A 17,507-nucleotide genomic window follows, 5' to 3' on the forward strand; every position below is an offset into this window, starting at 1 on the left:
ACAATGAAAGGCTGTCGAGCCCTTATTACTTGTTCTTATGCAGGATAATGGCGGCATACAGCACATTTAGTGGCGGAAACAGGCCAAGCAAAAGGCAAAGACTGGTTTCAAACAACCGGAGCTGCCTGTTGCGTACATAAAAAGTGGTTAGCACCAGTAAACTGACAACAACCGCCAGGATGCCGATAAAGGTGCCGATTTGGGTGGCATTAAAATGCATTGCGGTGTCGGTTGCAGCGTTGCTTAGCATTATCTGTCCCTGATCTGAAAGAATGGAAAATCCTTGTCGGTATAAATATTAGCCTTAATATCTATCCTGGCAAGCATAAAAAAGCCCCGCAACAATGCGGGGCAAACTGACGATTGGGAAGTGTCAGAACAAGATAGCTGCGTATTTTGGCTATTCAGATTGCATAAAGCCCAGCAACTGCAACAGGCTGGTAAAAAGGTTGAAAATAGCAACATACAAAGAGACGGTGGCCATAATGTAGTTAGTCTCACCGCCATGCAGAATATTGCTGGTTTCGTACAGGATAAGGCCCGACATAAGCAGCACAAACATTGCAGACACGGCCAGTGACAAGGCCGGAATGTCAAACAGCATCGCCCCTAAACCTGCCAGGAAGGCCACCAATATGCCTACAAATAATGCACTGCCGAGGAACGAGAAGTTCTTGCGGGTGGTCAGCACATAAGCCGACAGCCCGGCAAAAATAGCCCCGGTAGCCAGCAGTGCCTGACCCACAACGGCGGGGGCGCCAGCCCAGTAGCTACCAAGCAGCGGGCCCAGGGTGTAACCCATAAAGCCGGTAAGGGCGAACACACTGACCAGTCCCCAACCGCTGTTACGGGTTTTTACGGTTAAAAACAACAGACCAAAATAACCCACCAGAGTAACCAGCAAGCCTGGATGAGCAAAGTTATTGACCATACTGAAGATTGCCACGCCGGCGCTGAACAGTACGGTGAGAGAGAGCAGTGCATAGGTATTGCGTAATACCTTGTGCGAAACGGATTGGCTACTCTGAGCCGATTGTAAGATGGCGGTATTCTGATTCATGTTTATCTCCTGATGTTAAGCGTTAATGGCCTGGCTGCTGGTCAGGTCCGCCACTGCCAGGTGGGTGGCGCGGCGGTCAAACTGACGGGCACGTGACAGTTTTCGTTTCAATACCATACTCGTCCTTACCACTGCCTGAGCGATAGCCTGGGGAATTGATGCGCGTCTTTCGATAATCAGAACGCTGGGCATGCCATCCATCTCCACTTTAAGCTGGCATTGCTTGTCGTTTCCGCCTTTGGGGCCATTCATATCGGTGATGGACACCTGGACCCGGCGTATTCTCCCCGACAGTTTGGACAACCCCTTGACGATCCTGTTGCTGAGGGAGCGGCGAAGCCGCTTGCTCAGATTTAGGTTTGACGCATTGATGATAAGCTGCATAGTCACCTCCAGAAGTGTTTACACCTTAATGCGCATTGTCTGGTGCCGGATTGGTGGGCTTTATCGGCGCGGTATTGGGCGCGCCGCAGCTCCACTTGATCACTATTGCACCAAACAAGGCAGACAGCACAGAGCCAGCCAGCACACCGAGCTTAACGCTGGCGTGGTAAGCTGGCGGGCTGGTTTCAAATGCCAGAGAACCGATAAATAAGCTCATGGTAAAACCAATACCGCACAGCATGCTGACCGCGTACATTTGTTTCCAGTTCACACCTTTGGGCAGTCTGGCTAAGCCTAGCTTGACGGCCAGGTAGCAAGCCGCAAAAATGCCCAATTGCTTACCCAGGAACAGACCGGCCACAATGCCGATAATCACATTCATCTGCAGGGTGGCCGGATCGGTGCCGATCAGCGAAACTCCAGCATTGGCAAAGGCAAAAACCGGCAGAATAAACAGCACGACCCAGGGCTGAAGTTTATGCTCCAGGTGATACAACATTTTATGGCCGTCTTCATCCTTGCCATCTAGCGGAATAAACCAGGCAGCAGCAAAGGCTGCCAAGGTGGCATGCACCCCGGATTTAAGTACCGCAGCCCAGACCACGATGCCGACCAGCAGATACAGGCCGTAGCTGCGGATGCCAAGGCGGTTAAAGGCGAACAGAATCGCCAGGCCACACAGACCGATAATTAAAGAGATTTCGGCCAGCTCGCCCGAATAGAACAGGGCAATAATGATAATGGCGCCAATATCGTCAAATATGGCCACCGACAGCAGGAATAGTCTCAGGGTGACCGGCAGTGAACGCCCAAACAGGCTGAAAACACCCAGCGCAAAGGCAATATCCGTGGCGGCCGGAATCGCCCAGCCTCTTATTGCTTCTGCCTGCTGATAATTGAAAAAGGCATAAATCAGTGCGGGTACCAGGATCCCGGCAACGGCCCCCACGGCGGGTAGCATTACCTGATCTTTGGAAGATAAATGACCGGCGAAGATTTCACGTTTCACTTCCAGGCCGATCACAAAGAAGAATACCGCCATCAGACCGTCGTTAATCCAAAGCAGTAACGGCTTGTTGATGATAAAGCCACCAATGCTGACAACAATAGGTACGTCTAACCAGCGCTGATAGGCCCCGGCCAGCGGGCTGTTAGCAATAATCATGGCAAGTAGTGCCGCTACAATCAGCAGTACGCCACCCAATGTGCCTTGTTGCACCATGTGTCTTAACTGGGACATAGTTGTCTCCGTTTGTTCAACCTTGAGTTATAGAGCAGTTTCAATAACAAATAAATTCGAATATATTTGAATTTTAATCAGTTAAAACCTGATAACCAATGCAGCTTAACTACCATCATCTTCACTATTTTTATGTTATTGCCCGCGAAGGCAGCATTTCCCGTGCCGCACACTGCCTGAACGTCACGCCACAGACGGTCAGCGGCCAGCTCACCACCTTTGAGCATCAATTGGGTGGGCTGCTGTTTGAGCGCAAGGGCAAACGATTGGTACTCAATGCCAGGGGCAAAACCGCATATCAGTATGCGGAGGAGATCTTTAGTCTGGGCGAAGAGTTACAGGGCCAGTTGCGCTTAAAAAGCCCAGGCACCCTGAATCGCATTACATTGGCAGTCACCGATGTTATTCCTAAAATTCTGGCATTCGATCTGGTGAAACCCTTATTCGCGGCGCTGGACAGTACGCGGCTGATTTACCGGGAAGGGGAGCTGGACAGTCTGCTGGCCCAACTGGCGCTAAACCGGGTTGACCTGATATTGTCAGATCGGCCGCTGCCACCTGGTGCCAATGTTAAAGCCTTTAGCCATTTTCTGGGGGAGAGCCCGCTGTGTTTCTTTGCTAAGGCACAGAGCTCTTATGCCCGGCAACCATTCCCTGCCTGCCTGGAAGGCGCACCTTTACTGCTATCCGGTGACAAATCCACCATGCGTGTCAGCGTTATGGCATACCTTGAGAACCAGGGCATCAGGCCCAAAGTACTGGCTGAAATCGACGACAGCGCGGTATTGAAATTGTTAGGCCAGCAAGGTTATGGGGTGTTTTGTGCCCCGGCTTGCATTGCCGGGCATGTTTGCGAGCAGCATCAGGTTAGCCAGATTGGGGTAGCAGGGAATATTACCGAGCGCTATTACCTGATTACCCCGGAGCGTAAAATTCAAAGTCCACAAGCTCAGCAGATCGCTTTATCGGCCGCTCGATTTTTTGCTGTTTAACTTGGTTATCGCCGCACGCGATGCCGGACAGATGTCCGACATACATAATCGTGGCAAATTAGCTGTCGGCCTGGCGCAGTTCCGTCACACTTTGATAGCCGATACCCCAATTGTCGGTATTAACCTCTTCAATTAGCACAAAGGTGGTGCTGGGGTTTTTATTTAGCACTTTGACCAGCAATTCAGTGGTACCCGCAATAAGCTGACGCTTTTGCTCGGCGGTGACACCTTCATCGGTCACTTTGATATTTACATAGGGCATAGTGATTCCTTGTTTTACATTGGTGTTTCAAAAGGATTGTCGGCATATTGTTTGGCCACAATCCGCCAGTTACCGCCTTCTTTTAGCAGGCCCAGATAATCGATAAAGCGGGCACCCAACAGCGGGCAACTAACCTTGGCCATGGCTTGTTCACCACAGCGCTCGATGGCCAGAACCTGATAGTCAAAGCTATGGCCCAGTTTCTCAGGAACAGGGCGATTCGCGACCAAATCCAGCCATTGCTGTTTGCTGCGCCGGATTCCGGGGGCATATAATCTGGCATCCGGGTCAAAAATACTGTCCAACAGCGCGATATCAGCGCGGTGCAGGCCATCGAAGTACTGCATCAGCAGCGCTTCGATGGCCTGTAAGTCAGAGGCTTGCTGGCCTTTCATTATCAGGCAGCCTGTTGTTCAGCAGCCACCGATGCCTGATAGCTGGGCAGGGCTCTGATTCTGTCAATCATGGCGCGGCCGCGTGGACCCACCTCGATACTTACCGGGAAGTACTGACCCCAGCTTTCATATACAGCCAGTAAGATATCCGCCGGTGAGTATGTGTGGCCGCCCAGGTACGGCTGGTTGGCCAGTTTATCTTCCACTCTTTGCCACAGCTTGTTGATTTGCTCGGCGGCGGCATTGAATGCCAGTGTTTTGGCATCGCCATCCGGCAATGTACCGCCAATAAAAAACAGTTTGCCGTAAGCCGGGTGTACGGTGGCATTAGCAAACATCAGGTTTTCAATGCTTTGCTGGCGTGCGTTGGGCTCAGTGGGCAGCAGGTCATTAGCATGTTTGTTGAGCAGATACAGAATAATGGCCGCACCTTCGGTCAGTATTTGCTTGTCCACTCCCAGCGCCGGTACCGCACCAAGAGGATTGACATCCAGATAGTCGGCCAGTTTGGTTTTGCTAACCAGCTCCACTGGCTGGCCGAGTTCGCGCAGCATCACTTGTGTACCTAAAGAACAAGCGCCCTGAGAAAAATACAATGTATACATAACAATCTCCTTGGTTGATGGTTCCAATATCCGGGAACAAGGCTACTTTAGCGCTGGGTATTGATTTGATATATGGCTACAATGTGATAACTCTTTTTCCTATATGGAAACAATGTGGATAAGCTAAAAGCCATGCAGTTGTTTGTGCGGGTGGTGGATCTGGGCAGTTTTTCCCGTGCAGCAGAGCAAAGTGATGCCAGTAAATCAATGATCAGCAAGCAGATTAGCGCGCTGGAAGACAGCTTGGGTGCCCGGCTGTTGCAACGTTCCACCCGGCGTTTGCAACTGACCCAGCTTGGAGAAGAGTATCTGCAGCGTTGCCGTGAGATATTGCGGCAGGTGGAAGACACCGAGGCCCATATCCAGGCGCAGCAGCAATTACCCATGGGCCGCCTCAGGATCAATGCGGCGATGGCGCTGGGATTAACCGCATTGGCCCCGGCCTTTGCCGAATTTATACGGCGCTATCCGCAGATTGAGCTGGATATTGAATTAAGCGATCAGGCTCAGGATCTGCTCGAGCATAATTTTGACCTTGGCCTGCGGGTGGCAAGCTCATCCTTTGATTCCAACTATGTGGGTAAGGCTATTACCCAGTTCAGCTACAGTATTTGTGCCGCCCCGGCTTATTTACAAACACAGGGGCCTATTCATCAACCGGATGATCTTCGGCATCATCAGTGTTTTGAATACAGCTACTTTCGGCATAAAAATCTGTGGCCGGTAGGGCCACAAGGGGTGCCGATTGGTGGGCGGCTGAAAGCCAACAGCTCGGTGTTTTTGCTGGATATGGTTAAGCAGGGGATGGGCGTGGGTTTTATTCCCCGTTTCATCAGTTACCCGGCCCTGCAAAGTGGTGAGGTGGTGGAAGTGCTGGCCAGTGAAGCCAAACCACTGATGACCCTGTATGCCCTGTATCCGGTCAGGCATTTTGTACCGCCGCGACTAAGCTGCTTTATCGAATTTTTGCAGGATTGGTTTGCCGAGCATCCGTATCTTTAGTAACGAGCCCGCTTTGACAGCGGGCGAATACCGATCATACCAGTACGGTCTGGCTCTGCGCCTGGTGCATTTTGCTTAACGCTTTAGTGCTGGCGAATGTCAGCAACACAATCAGCAGTACCAGCATAAGCATGGCGCCATAGGGGATGGGCAAGAGCGAGGCCTGTGACGAGAACACCGGAATGTCACTGGCATCAGCCAGGGTGACCCTGGCATTGCAACCGCTGCAAGGCGCAAAATCCCCATTTTGCGCGGCCAGCGCAATACGGCTGGCAAAATAGGTTTGCAACTTTTGATGATGCTGCTGAACTTCCTGCATAAATGCCTGATGCCTAAGCTGACCATTACCTGCAAGGTCGATCAGCGCTGCATGCAACAAGGTGGCCGGTGACAGGTGCTTTAACCACCCGGCCTGTTGGTTTTGTTTGTGTAATACCTTCACAAAGGCATCATCAAAAGGTTGCATAGCCTGCTCCACAGCGAGAATTTTCGCTATTTTGCTGGTGGCATAGTCGTTTGTGGCTGTGCCGGTTTTAGCCAATTCCGGGTGGTCCTGAAAGAAATTCGCCAGGGTTTGGGCCGCCTGTTGATTAACTTTATCGGTGTGGCTGCGCATCTGGTCCACATATACCAGGCGTGAGGGTGACGGATTCAGGGTCATAATCAGGATATTTAGCACGGCGGGCACAATAATCACCAATCCCAGCCAGGCAGTAACAAGCCGCGCGGCATTGTTAGCGGCGTTTTTGCCCAAGCTGATAACCCAGGCCGTCAGCGCCAGCCAAAAACCTGTATAAAGCAATACCAGCAGACTGAAGATCAGCAGGCTGATAAAGGTTATACCCGGGCTGAATAGCCAAAGACAAAGGTTGCTGATCAATAAGAACGGCACCATCACAGCCCCAGCGCGCACTAGAATCTGTGCGGCCACCAGGGTAGCAGGAGATATGCCCTGCAACATCATAATACGCAACTGGCCCGACTGTTTCTCTTCAGATAGCGCATTAAAACAGGCGCCAATCAGCAGCAGCGGTAGCAAGTAGATAATTACAAAAGCCAGGTCCAACTGACCAAGTAGCAATGCCAGCGGATGGGTATAGTCATACTGGTGCAGCACATGCTGTTTCTCTGTTACCAGCATGCGAAAAAAATACGGCTGAATATCCGCCTGGCCAACGGCAATGGCCGCTGTGGGCAGTGGGGCTTTAGTGGCATAATTTACCATCAGGTAGAAGGCCTGCCCGCGCAGGTCATGCTTATCATCCCACCAGTTTAGCGGCCCTTGTCTGGCCTGGCGTTCGGCCAGGCCCTGGCGGATGGTGTTATTGGCTGTCTGTTGTTCCTGCTGAGCGGCCGTCACGGCTAAAGCCTGATTCTGACTAAAGCGGTAGCCATTATAAAAAGCCAGTACAGCGAATAAGCTGCTGGCCGCGAAAAGCAGCAACAGCAGTTTTTCCCGTCTGAGATTAAGGAGTTCATATTTCACAACCAGGCGTTTCATTACAGCATCTCCTTTTGTAAACGACGGGCAGCAAAGCACAAGGCGATAAGCAGCAACAGCGCCCAGGTAGCAAGGCTTAATAGCGGTGTCAGATAATGCCCTAAAAGTGGCCCAATCCTGGGGTAGCTAAAAGAAAATGCCGGGATCTGCTCCCACAGTGATTGCCCGGCCTGAAACGCCCCCTGGGATTGCTTAGCATGGTCGCGCTGGTAATTATTCAGGGTGGCCTGCATGACTCGTCGGTGTTGCTCCGCAGCATCTTCAAACAGCTGATGATGGCGTAAATCAGTAGCCGATGCCGCCATGGACACTGACTGTAAGGCAATAAAAGGGCTAAGTACGGCGGCAGACTGGTAGGCGTCGGTCTGTTTATTCAGCAATACGGCGCGCTGGCCATACAAGCGGTCAAATACCTGATCAGAATACTGTTCACCAAACTGCAATTGCGCGCCGGACCAGTCGAATGGCAACTCATCAGTGCTGCTGACGCCATGGGCCTGCAAGGTGTTTTGTTTAAACTCTTGTATGGCCTGCAGGCGCTCGGGCGTGTAAATCTCTGATTCCAGTTTGGCGGCGAATTCACGGCCCGACTGAATTGGAAATTGGTCGGTGGCGCTGGTCATTGCCAGTCGCGGTAACAGCAAACTACTGACTGCCCAGATCGCCAGCAGCCAAACCAGTGCCTGACGGGGAGTGCGCATCCAACTGGATAGCAGTAATGTCAGTGCGCACCAGATAAACAAATAGAGGCTGTAACCCGAGATAAACAGCAGTGTTCTGCCGCCTTGCCCCTGGCTGGCTGTCACCTGGCTATACAAAGCAAAGAGCAGCACCGGGGCGGCGAACAGCATAGTGGTCAGGTACAAGGTTCCGCCTTTAGCCATCATCAGTTTGGCGGTTGATACCCCACTGGCCAGCAGTTGGCGCAGGGTGCCCTGTTGCCTTTCCGCCGCCAGCAGGGCATGCCCCATCAGAATTATCAGCAGGGGCATCAGCATCTGTACAACAAAGGCCGGGCTTAACTGCCCAAACCGCTGCATGGCAATGCTGTCCTGAGAAGGGCGAAACAAGCTGTCATTCTGTTTATGCGCTTCCAGGCGCAGTACCTTGCCCTGATATTCACTTAAACCGGGATCCAGCACGCTCAGGTGGCTGCTGGGTTTGATTACATAAACGCCGTAATGGGCCGCAGAGTGGGGACCCTTTTCGCCCTGGTGCAACCAGCGATGGCGTTCTGCATTGGTGACATCCTGATACAGACTCTGTTGTTCGCTGCTGGTATACCAGCCGCTGGCCAGTGCCGCCAACAGTAGTATCAGCAGGGTAATGCCTACCCAGCCAAGCTGACCCTGGCGCGCAGACTCCAGCCATTCCTTTTTAAGCATCTCTACTAACATAGGGCTTCTCTGCGAATATGTTGCAGGTAGAGGGATTCAAGCTGCACATCTTGCATATCCTGTCCCTGCAGGCGGTGTACCAGTTGTCCCTGATTTAAGATGGCCACCGAATGGGCGTCTTCCTGAGCGCGGAATAAATCATGGGTCGCCATTAAAATGGCTACGCCTTGCCCGGCCAGTTGCCCGAGCAGTTGGCTGAATTCATAGCTGGCCGACGGGTCCAGGCCCGAGGTAGGTTCATCCAGAATCAGTGCTGTTGCCTGTTTTGCCAGGGCAATGGCAATCCCTACTTTCTGCCGCATACCTTTTGAATAGGTTGATATCGCCTTATCGATGGCATGGGCGGGGAGCTGCACTTTTTCCAGCAGGGCACGATACTCATTTCGTGACAGACTGATACCGGCGATTTGGCTCATATAGCTAACATTTTCCAGGCCGGTTAAACGCGGATACAAGGCCACTTGTTCCGGAATATAGGCAAGTTGCTGCCTGGCCCTGACAACATCGTGCTGAACGTTAATGCCGCCAATGCTGACTGTGCCACTGTCGGGCTGTAAAAAGCCCAGCAGGCAATTAATGGTGGTGGTTTTCCCGGCACCGTTTGGCCCCAGTAAGGCCAGAATCTCGCCCGCATTGACGGTAAAGGAAATGCCTTTTAGTGCCTGGTAGTCAGCAAAGGCCTTTTTCAGTTCACAAACCTCAATCACGGCTTGCGTTGTTTCCTTGAGCATATTTTCCTCCTTAGAAGCTGTACGTCATAGACGCAATCCAGGTGCGGCCTTTACCCGGTGTGACGCCCCAATCCACGCCTTTGGCACCGGCTGATAACCAGTATTCTTTATCAAACAGATTCTCAATTTTTAATCTGAAGATGGTGTTCAGGGCGCTAAGTTCGTACTTCACGCCTAAGTCTGCCCGGGTGTAAGCGGGGAGCGACAAGCTGTTCAGTACATTTTGCTGGCGCTCTCCCACATGGAAAATACCCAGTTGCGCATACAGTCCCGCCAAGGCCTGAACCTGATAGTCGAGGAATAAATTAGCTTGGAATTTGGGCACATTGGCCGGACGATTGCCATTGATCAGTGGCTGCCCAACCAGCTTGTCCAGGGAAGCGTCCATCAGAGTCACGGAGCTGACCACAGACAGGGCATCAGACACCTTGCCATTGATGTTCAGCTCAATACCGCGGTGCGACTGCACGCCATCCTGCACAAAATAGTTGCTCACACGATTGTGGTATTCGAGCATTTTCTCTATCTCAAATACGGCCAGGGTGTAGGTAGCACTTTGGGTCTGAAACTTAACTCCGGCTTCCAGCTGTTCACTTTCCTGTGGTCCAAGGGATTCCCCTTCGTTAATGGCACCGCTGCCGATAACCGCAACACCACCTTCTCCCGCGCCTTCTGAATAGCTGGCATAGAAGGCCAGATTGTCGCTCGGGTTGTAATTCAGACCAATCAAAGGAGTGGTAAAACGTTGATTGTCTAGTGTTTCCTGCACGCTGTCTGGGGCATGTTGCAGCTTTTCATAACGAATATGACGCAGGCCCAAGGTGGCATAGAAGGTGTCGCTGATGTACAAGGTGTCGGTTATAAACAGTGAGTTTTCTTTGGTGTCGGTAATAGTGGCATCAGGATAATCAGGGTATTGAGGACGGCTGGTATGGACAGGATTAAATAGATTACCAACCGGGTTTGGTAGTTCAAACCAGCGGCCATCGGCAGACTGATAGTCGCGCAGGCTCACTCCGGCCACCAGATTATGGGCTATATCGCCGGTCTGGAATTCACCACTTAAAAAACTCACCGCCGCGTAGGAGCGGTATTTCTCGTCCGGTGTCACATGGATAGCGGCAGACAAGACATTGCCGGCTGTATCCACCTGGTAAATATCTGGAAAGAGAGTAAAGCGGTTGTTGTCTGAATAGGCGAATTGATTAACCCATTGCCAACTGTCAGTTAGCCAGTAATCCACCCGGGTTGCCAGATTATAGGACTGAGTTTCATAGCGACCCCATGGCTGGCCAAGCAGTATGTCACTGGTGTCTACATAGGGGGGCAAAATACTGATATCACTGTTATTGGGGTCTTGTGCCAGACCAATCAGTGGCTGGGAGACGACCTTTTTGTCCTGAAAGTCGGCGTCGAAGCGCACAAACAGCTTGTCGCTGGCGGCCCAGTCAAGCGCGGCACTTAAAAAGTAGCGTTTTAAGTCATCGCCGCCGCTAAAATCGCCGGTATCTTCGGCGGCTGCGTTAAATCGGTAGCCCCAGTTCTTTTCGGCATCCAGTGGTCCGCCGCTGTCCAGATGCAGATATTTGCCATTGCGGCTACGCACTTCGCCTGTGACTTCCAAAAATTGCTTCTGCGTGGGGCGCTTGGTTACGTAATTCACGGTACCCCCCGGATTGTTGACACCGGAAATCAGCCCAGAGGGACCTTTGATCACGTCCAGACGCTGGATGTTTTCCAGCGCAACATCCTGAAACGGCGCCAGGGCCAGGCCGTCGCGGCGCAAACCGTTGGTCCAGTCGAGCTGAAAGCCGCGCAGGCTAACAAAGTCAAACACCGTACCTATGGCGGTGTTTTGCACCGACGCGTCATTGGCCAGCACATCGCCTAAGGTTTTTGCCCGCTGGTTGGCAATTAGCGCATCGGAAAAAGACTGAATAGAGATAGGCAGTAATTGCGTATCTTTGGTGCCAAGTGCGGCGGCGTTGACGTCGCGGGTGTCATACAGGGCCGAGCGGGAGCCGGTAACATTGAGCTTTTCAATATTTTCCTGGCCGGAATTGGCGTAACTGGTGTGGCTGAATAGCGCGGATAAAACAACGAGACTTACCGAAGAACGTTTTACATTCACTGACTGATACCTTTCCTGGTGCCGACAAGCTTACTTCTGGCGACGGTGACTAAGTAGAGACTGCATATTTGAAAAATACAGAGTCTTATTATGTGATAACGTAACAATTTTGCAGTGTAAGAAATTGTAAGTAAAGGACTAGTGAATAATAATTCGCTGGCACTATGCTGGCAGGACAGAACACAATCTGTTACTTATCCGCTTTTAAACGGCTTCAGCTAACTCAACAGGCACGGCACTTGAATGCTGTATCAGTCCTAATGGCGATACCTGGAAGTATTGCAGTACCGGCAGAATACGGCAGAAAACCGAGTGACTGTTGGAGCCCGCCATATGTATTCCGAGCAGCCGCCCGCCAGGACCGACAATGGCTGCACCGCTGTCACCTGGCTGCGCATAGCGGCTGCACAATACCAGTTCGCGGAAGCCGGCCTGAAACTTCTGACCGTTGCCATTGTAGTAGGGCAATCGTGCATAAAAGTTGTTGTTTAATACGGTGCCGGAAGAAAAGCCGGACACTTTACCAACCATTCTCACCATAGCCTGATGGCGAATTTGTGCAGAAACACCATTCAGTGCTCCGATATAGGGGAGCTCGGCAAGCACGTCTACGCCGGGTCTTAGTTTGGCCAAAGCGGCATCGAACCGGTTGGGATAGCCACTGGTGCTGAAGTACAAGGGGATACTGGCGACATAATCAGCAACGGTAAAATCATGCTCGGCCTGACTGAAGTCCTGCGGGGCAGGTTGTAGAACCCTTTTGTCCTGCTGATCAGAGAAGGGACTCAGTACATGTGCACAGCTTAATATGTACTTGTCGCCCGGTGTGTTTATAGACTGCACTATCAAGCCGATAGTGCCTGGGTATCTGTGGATACTGGCAACGCTTAGCCCGGCAAACACAGGGCGTTGCGGCAGTTCAAGTTGATTGTGCAACTGCAACTGACCAATTTCTTGCACATCCAATGGCACTTCTGAACCATCTTCAAGTTGTAACTTTTGTGGAATCGGCTCTGACAATTCGTGCACCGGGCGTTTCTTATCCACATAAACCTGAATACAGGGTTGTCCAGTGTCCTGAAAGGCTACTTTTTTGGTGTCGACGGCCAGGCCCTGCACATTGGCTTGTTCTAACCAGGCAGCATGGCCGTGCTGCAGGTGCGCAGCCTGCTGTCTGTCGCGGCTTGTAAGTCCTTTGGCGTCCTTGCCTTCACACAGCATTCTGGTCACTTTGTTGAGTTTTTTGCGGGTTGACCTGTTCATTACGAGCTCCTGTTATAACCGGCCTGGCAACGCCATTCCATCCAGAGAACTGATAATTCTTTGCAAATTCAGCTCATTAATTTGTGGCTCGGCAAAGCTATGTTGCTGCATATAAGCCAGGGCGGCTTTGCGCGTTGCTTCGCCATAGTCACCATCAACCTGTATCTGCTGCGCCGCAGGTAAACCATTATTCAATGCGGTCTGCAATTGAATGGTCAGATTTTTATCCTGACAGTAAGGTTCTTCTCCTGGTTGCAAGTTGTTACTCAGAGCACAACTGGGTTTGATTGGAACTGCCGGGGCACCATCTGCTAGTGGTTGAGGTGGCTGAGGTGGGCTGACAGTAATCACCAGATTCTGTGCTTTGCCACTGCTGTCTTTGACCTTAATCATATAGCTACCGGGCTGATCAGCACTTTTTAGTTTAATGGTCAGGTTGTCACCAAAGGCTGGCACTTGCTTCACCTCAAAAACATCTTCATTAGCACTGTACACATAACTGCCGCTGCCTCCGCTGATGGAAACAGAATGCGCACTGTCTACTTTATTAAAACTCAGAGTGCTGGGAGTCAGGCTTATCCCTGCAGCTAAGGCATTGCTGTCCAAACCGCATTGCTCAAGGCTCTGGCCCTGACTTTGTGGGGTGAGTTTGGTTAGTTCACTTTCCAGTAGTGCCATCTTTGCTAGTAGTTCTTTATGCTTATCTGCCAGTTCCTGACCTCTTTGCGATTGCGGCGCTAACCCGTCAACGACGGCACCCTGGTCTGTAGTGGTGGGAACATAAGCGGAGAAGCCTGTCAGGTTCTGGTCATACAAACTGCTTAAACCCGACAGAAAACCGGGCAGGGCACTTAATGATTGCACGCTGTCAACCAGCGCTTCGTTTACGGCGGTATTTATTCCCCGGGCAGTCACAACCAGGGAGGCCGCTGCGCGGGAACTTTGCCGTTGCCGCAGGGCGGCCTGTTGGCGCAAGGTGTTGGCTTCCTGCAGATGCTGTTGTACCTGCGGAGCGAGTGAATGGTCCGGGAACTTTGCTAATGCAGAGCGTGCATCGGCATAGGCAAGGTCAAGGGCAACGGTGTGATTCTGCAGACTATTCAGTTCCGCAGTGGTCAGAGTCAAAGGCAATACGGCGTGCTCAGCGCATTGAAGGCCTTTTAGTCCAAGTGCATACACCTTGCTTCGCTGCGGCGCTGCCAGCCAATTGGATAAGCTGTACAGTCCTGCACTGGTCAGAGCAAAATCCGAGATTTTCGTTGCGGATTCGCCGTTGACTGCAAAGCCGATGGTGTAAGCGGTTAGGGGAATCAGACCAATTCCGGTCCAACTGGCTAAGTTTGCCTGGTCGCCCATGGCCTCCAGGTAGCGGCTTTTTAATTGCCTGCTACATTCAAGCGCGCCTGCAAGGGTAGCGGTGTCAGGGGGGCAAGAGTTGACGCTTGAATCATTGCTGAGCTTGGCTTCGTCAATGTAGGGGTTGGTTAAGGATGAACAGGCCCCGAGCGAGAGTCCCATAAACAACGCAATGAATAATCGCAGATTGCGGCTGGCATAAGTGGCTGAAGGTTGCATAACGATTCCTATGGTTACGGCGACGTCTTCATATTCTGCTATCAGGTATGAACTGCCTGTAAAATGCTTGCTGAGTAACAAGTTAGTGACGCATCAACGGGATTTATCTCAGCTGATTTTGAAAATCATGCAAATACGTTGAAAGTTACCGGCAAAGGGGGAATCATCAACACGGAACACATTGGCTAAAATATTGGAAAAAGAGGTTAAGTATGAATGAGTTAACGAAGTCGCACGGAAGTGAATTGGTTTTTTATGTGCAGCTTCATATTAAGGCCGAATGTCGCGATGAGTGGTTATCGGCGTGTAAAGCATTGTTAGACAAGATGGCCGAAGAACCCAGTTTTATTGCTTGTCATTTGCATGAAGATCAGCAGCAAGCCAATCTTTTCACCTTGTACGAACGCTGGCAAGAACCCAGCGTTGAAGCCTTCCTTAAACATCAGGATACCCCTTATCGCCAGGCATATGAGGCCAAGTTACCAGACTGGCTTGAATCCCCCAGAAAAGCGCAGGTGCTGAATCCACTTCAATACTGGCTGAAGTAAAACCACTCTTGTCAAATGAAGGTTACAACGATACCAAAGTGATTGGCCAGCGTAGCTGGCCGATGTTTGGTTTATAGCGGCCAGGGCTCGGCCCAGGCGGGCAGTTGCATCAGCTTGTTCAGCCAGTTCACAATGTTAGGGTAATCCTGCATCGGCATCTGTGATTCCTGCCAGTAACGGGCCATGGAAGCGAGCTGAAAATCGGCAATGGTCAGTCGCCCGCAGGCCACATGGTCCTTACCTTGCAGATGCTGATTCAACACCGCCGCGTATTTATGAAATAGCGGTAGGCCGGCCTCAATAGCCTGCTGGTCTGGTTGGCCAAAGTTAAAGGTACTTTTTACGATATATTCAAAGTAAAAATTGCCTACCGCTTCCATCCAATGACAATCATTCCAGGACAACCACTTAATCACGTCCACCTGTTCAATAGCATGGTTGGCTGGCCACATATCCGAACCGGCCTTTTGGCATAAATACACCATAATGGCCGAGGCTTCCCACAGCACCGTCTCGCCATCCACCAGGGTTGGCGCCTTCATATTGGGATTCAGCTTGGCATATTTGTCGGTTTTCAGGCTACCGTCGGTGGGATCGAGCTGAATAAACTCGGCTTGCACGCCCAAATGTTTGCATAGGGCCAGCACCCGCAGCGGTGCCTGAGCTTTAATCCAGTAAATTTGCATAGTTCACTCTCTTGTTGGGTTAATTTGCCAATAGTCGTTTGGCTGGGGAGGATTTCGACAGAGGGCTGGACCGTCCTAACGAAATAGGCTGCAGCATTGCATTGGCCTGTGACGCCTAAATCACGATAGGGAGGTGTAATGAACTAAGCGGGCAGGGCTAGAAAGTCGGCTTCGATACCCAGTATGTATAGCTGTCTATTGTTATAAATTGATCTAAACAAAAATTAATCAAAGTGTCATCTTTTCAAGGCCGCAATAAATATAAACTCAAGTCGCCACGGTGTGTGGCTAGAAAGGTATCAATTTATATTTAGGGAAATTAGCAATGAAGATGAACTTATTAAAAGTAAGTGCAGGTGCACTGTTGTTACTTGCTTCAAGCGTGTCACACGCTATCGTTTTCACTTGTGAAGGCGTAATCACGGACGTTTTCGCCATAGGGAACAATACCTATGAAGTTAACTATGAAAAATATCACGGTAACCCCAGAGAACCGGTGTTTATCTATCCCGAGCACACCAATTTGTTGGGGCCTGCATTAACGGCAAAGATGGAAGGTCAGCAGGATGTGGTATATATCCTGGTGTTGGAAGACCGCACTGGTACTGACACCCGTTGCGTTGACGGTAACACCGACAATGCATTAATCGGTTTGTATAAAAAGTACAATAAATAATCGTGGAGAGCTTCGGCTCTCCTTCTTGTTGTTTTTTAAGTGTTTTCGCCATTGTTACGCTGGATCAGCTCAATGGCATAACCATCGGGATCCTGAATAAAGGCGATGATCTCATGGCTGCCAGCCAACGGGCCGGCAACCCTGATAACCCTGCCACCATGGTTTTTCACCCAGTCGCAGGCCGCCTGGCAATCTCAACTTCAGCGGCAATATGGCCAAAGCCGTTGCCATGCTGATAATGGTGGGTACCTTGGTTGTAAGTCAGTTCAAGTACCGCCGCTGCTGATTCAGGTTGATAGCCCAGAAACACCAGGTTGTATTGTGCTTCAGTATTGTTGTGGGTACGAAGTACGGTCATGCCCAGGGCTTGCGTATAGAAGTCTATCGAGGCTTGCAGATCCCCGACCCGTAACATGCTATGCAGTATGCGTTTAAACATTATGCTTATCCGTTGGGACAGAGGGGCAAACGCCCCTCGTCAGAGGTTAATTGGGCTGTGTTGCGGCGTTCTCAGATATCGCCCCAAGTATTTGCACATTGGTTAATGCTGCCCCTTCAAAATTCCAGGCTCCATCTACGGCGTGCACCACATTGATATAGATGTTTTCCCTGGGGTGCTTATGGCCAGACAACTGCTCGATAATGTCGGTGGCGTGCCTGCAGTATTGCTGTTGCACATCCGGCTGTGAAAAGGCAAAAGCTGGAACTTTCCACTCTATCCAGGCACCCGAGAAAGGTTTGCCACCAGAAAAACAGTGCTGTTTGGGTAACACATTGACCTGCGCGGTAATGTTGCGGGCCATTAGGGCATTGTCGGCTAAGCCGTGGGCATCCAGCATGGCATGGGTTAGTTGGGCAATGGCATCGGCTTCTGCACCTTCAGGTAGCACACCTTGAGTCAGCGTTAATGTAAGTGGCATAGGTTGTCCTTAGTAATGTAAGAAAAATAAAGGATCGCTTTAGATAACGATCATTTTCTATGTTAGATAGTGATCGTTATCTTGTAAATGGGTAACGATCGTTATTTTATGCTACAGTGATTGCCATATTGTCTGATAT

At 51.0% G+C, this 17,507-nt stretch carries 18 protein-coding genes and 2 pseudogenes; 4 read left to right on the forward strand and 16 right to left on the reverse strand.

What is annotated here, in order from left to right; genetic code table 11:
- Nucleotides 1-25 precede the first annotated feature (25 nt).
- The 4 genes and pseudogenes from CSR04_RS10250 to nhaA all read right to left on the reverse strand — a co-directional run.
- Nucleotides 26-250, reverse strand: a complete 225-nt coding sequence (locus CSR04_RS10250) for a hypothetical protein (RefSeq protein ID WP_102796191.1) — start codon at nt 248-250, stop codon at nt 26-28.
- Between the two features lie 150 nt (nt 251-400).
- Entirely contained in the window at nt 401-1,060 is a 660-nt protein-coding gene (locus CSR04_RS10255; protein WP_102796192.1) for a Bax inhibitor-1/YccA family protein, read from the reverse strand.
- 15 nt (nt 1,061-1,075) lie between these two features.
- Nucleotides 1,076-1,444 (reverse strand): hypothetical protein, encoded by a 369-nt coding sequence (locus CSR04_RS10260; protein ID WP_102796193.1) that lies wholly within the window; start codon nt 1,442-1,444, stop codon nt 1,076-1,078.
- A 25-nt stretch (nt 1,445-1,469) separates the two neighbouring features.
- Nucleotides 1,470-2,693 (reverse strand): annotated as a pseudogene (gene nhaA, locus CSR04_RS10265) (Na+/H+ antiporter NhaA); the annotation flags it as partial.
- An 89-nt stretch (nt 2,694-2,782) separates the two neighbouring features.
- On the opposite strand from nhaA, the gene CSR04_RS10270 reads away from it, so the two are divergent.
- The gene (locus CSR04_RS10270; protein ID WP_102796195.1) at nt 2,783-3,676 is read left to right on the forward strand and encodes a LysR family transcriptional regulator; all 894 of its coding nucleotides are present in this window, start codon (nt 2,783-2,785) and stop codon (nt 3,674-3,676) included.
- A gap of 58 nt (nt 3,677-3,734) precedes the next feature.
- Here the strand turns inward: CSR04_RS10270 and CSR04_RS10275 are convergent, their stop codons facing one another.
- From CSR04_RS10275 to CSR04_RS10285, 3 genes are read right to left on the reverse strand one after another with little or no spacing between them, the layout of a single operon-like run.
- Nucleotides 3,735-3,938, reverse strand: a complete 204-nt coding sequence (locus CSR04_RS10275) for a 2-hydroxymuconate tautomerase family protein (RefSeq protein WP_102796196.1) — start codon at nt 3,936-3,938, stop codon at nt 3,735-3,737.
- Nucleotides 3,939-3,952: 14 nt separating this feature from the next.
- Nucleotides 3,953-4,333 (reverse strand): nuclear transport factor 2 family protein, encoded by a 381-nt coding sequence (locus tag CSR04_RS10280; protein WP_102796197.1) that lies wholly within the window; start codon nt 4,331-4,333, stop codon nt 3,953-3,955.
- A 2-nt stretch (nt 4,334-4,335) separates the two neighbouring features.
- The gene (locus tag CSR04_RS10285; protein WP_102796198.1) at nt 4,336-4,938 is read right to left on the reverse strand and encodes a glutathione S-transferase family protein; all 603 of its coding nucleotides are present in this window, start codon (nt 4,936-4,938) and stop codon (nt 4,336-4,338) included.
- Between the two features lie 114 nt (nt 4,939-5,052).
- Between CSR04_RS10285 and CSR04_RS10290 the strand changes: the two genes are divergently transcribed.
- The gene (locus CSR04_RS10290; protein ID WP_102796199.1) at nt 5,053-5,940 is read left to right on the forward strand and encodes a LysR family transcriptional regulator; all 888 of its coding nucleotides are present in this window, start codon (nt 5,053-5,055) and stop codon (nt 5,938-5,940) included.
- Between the two features lie 34 nt (nt 5,941-5,974).
- Here the strand turns inward: CSR04_RS10290 and CSR04_RS10295 are convergent, their stop codons facing one another.
- The 6 genes from CSR04_RS10295 to CSR04_RS10320 form a co-directional block, all read right to left on the reverse strand.
- Nucleotides 5,975-7,441 (reverse strand): DUF3526 domain-containing protein, encoded by a 1,467-nt coding sequence (locus tag CSR04_RS10295; RefSeq protein ID WP_102796200.1) that lies wholly within the window; start codon nt 7,439-7,441, stop codon nt 5,975-5,977.
- The gene (locus CSR04_RS10300) at nt 7,441-8,838 is read right to left on the reverse strand and encodes a DUF3526 domain-containing protein (protein ID WP_102796201.1); all 1,398 of its coding nucleotides are present in this window, start codon (nt 8,836-8,838) and stop codon (nt 7,441-7,443) included. The genes CSR04_RS10295 and CSR04_RS10300 overlap by 1 nt, the downstream gene beginning before the upstream one ends.
- Nucleotides 8,832-9,569: an ABC transporter ATP-binding protein gene (locus CSR04_RS10305; RefSeq protein ID WP_102796202.1), complete on the reverse strand. Its 738-nt coding sequence runs from the start codon at nt 9,567-9,569 to the stop codon at nt 8,832-8,834. The genes CSR04_RS10300 and CSR04_RS10305 overlap by 7 nt, the downstream gene beginning before the upstream one ends.
- 10 nt (nt 9,570-9,579) lie before the next feature.
- The gene (locus CSR04_RS10310; RefSeq protein WP_102796203.1) at nt 9,580-11,700 is read right to left on the reverse strand and encodes a TonB-dependent siderophore receptor; all 2,121 of its coding nucleotides are present in this window, start codon (nt 11,698-11,700) and stop codon (nt 9,580-9,582) included.
- A gap of 204 nt (nt 11,701-11,904) precedes the next feature.
- Complete coding sequence (locus CSR04_RS10315) at nt 11,905-12,963, reverse strand: trypsin-like serine protease (RefSeq protein WP_102796204.1); 1,059 nt, start codon at nt 12,961-12,963, stop codon at nt 11,905-11,907.
- A gap of 12 nt (nt 12,964-12,975) precedes the next feature.
- Nucleotides 12,976-14,538, reverse strand: coding sequence for a hypothetical protein (locus CSR04_RS10320; RefSeq protein WP_102796205.1), 1,563 nt, complete (start codon nt 14,536-14,538; stop codon nt 12,976-12,978).
- 212 nt (nt 14,539-14,750) lie between these two features.
- Between CSR04_RS10320 and CSR04_RS10325 the strand changes: the two genes are divergently transcribed.
- Nucleotides 14,751-15,086 (forward strand): putative quinol monooxygenase, encoded by a 336-nt coding sequence (locus CSR04_RS10325; protein WP_102796206.1) that lies wholly within the window; start codon nt 14,751-14,753, stop codon nt 15,084-15,086.
- Between the two features lie 71 nt (nt 15,087-15,157).
- Here the strand turns inward: CSR04_RS10325 and CSR04_RS10330 are convergent, their stop codons facing one another.
- Complete coding sequence (locus tag CSR04_RS10330) at nt 15,158-15,772, reverse strand: glutathione S-transferase family protein (RefSeq protein WP_102796207.1); 615 nt, start codon at nt 15,770-15,772, stop codon at nt 15,158-15,160.
- Between the two features lie 325 nt (nt 15,773-16,097).
- Between CSR04_RS10330 and CSR04_RS10335 the strand changes: the two genes are divergently transcribed.
- Nucleotides 16,098-16,448, forward strand: coding sequence for a hypothetical protein (locus tag CSR04_RS10335; protein WP_102796208.1), 351 nt, complete (start codon nt 16,098-16,100; stop codon nt 16,446-16,448).
- Between the two features lie 35 nt (nt 16,449-16,483).
- Here CSR04_RS10335 and gloA read toward each other — a convergent pair.
- Together gloA and CSR04_RS10345 are read right to left on the reverse strand one after the other, a co-directional pair.
- A pseudogene (gene gloA / locus CSR04_RS10340) lies at nt 16,484-16,887 on the reverse strand (lactoylglutathione lyase).
- A gap of 46 nt (nt 16,888-16,933) precedes the next feature.
- Entirely contained in the window at nt 16,934-17,368 is a 435-nt protein-coding gene (locus tag CSR04_RS10345) for a 4-oxalocrotonate tautomerase (protein WP_102796209.1), read from the reverse strand.
- Nucleotides 17,369-17,507: the final 139 nt, after the last annotated feature.

Origin of the sequence: Bowmanella denitrificans (assembly GCF_002887595.1) — a bacterium.
Lineage (GTDB): Bacteria > Pseudomonadota > Gammaproteobacteria > Enterobacterales > Alteromonadaceae > Bowmanella > Bowmanella denitrificans.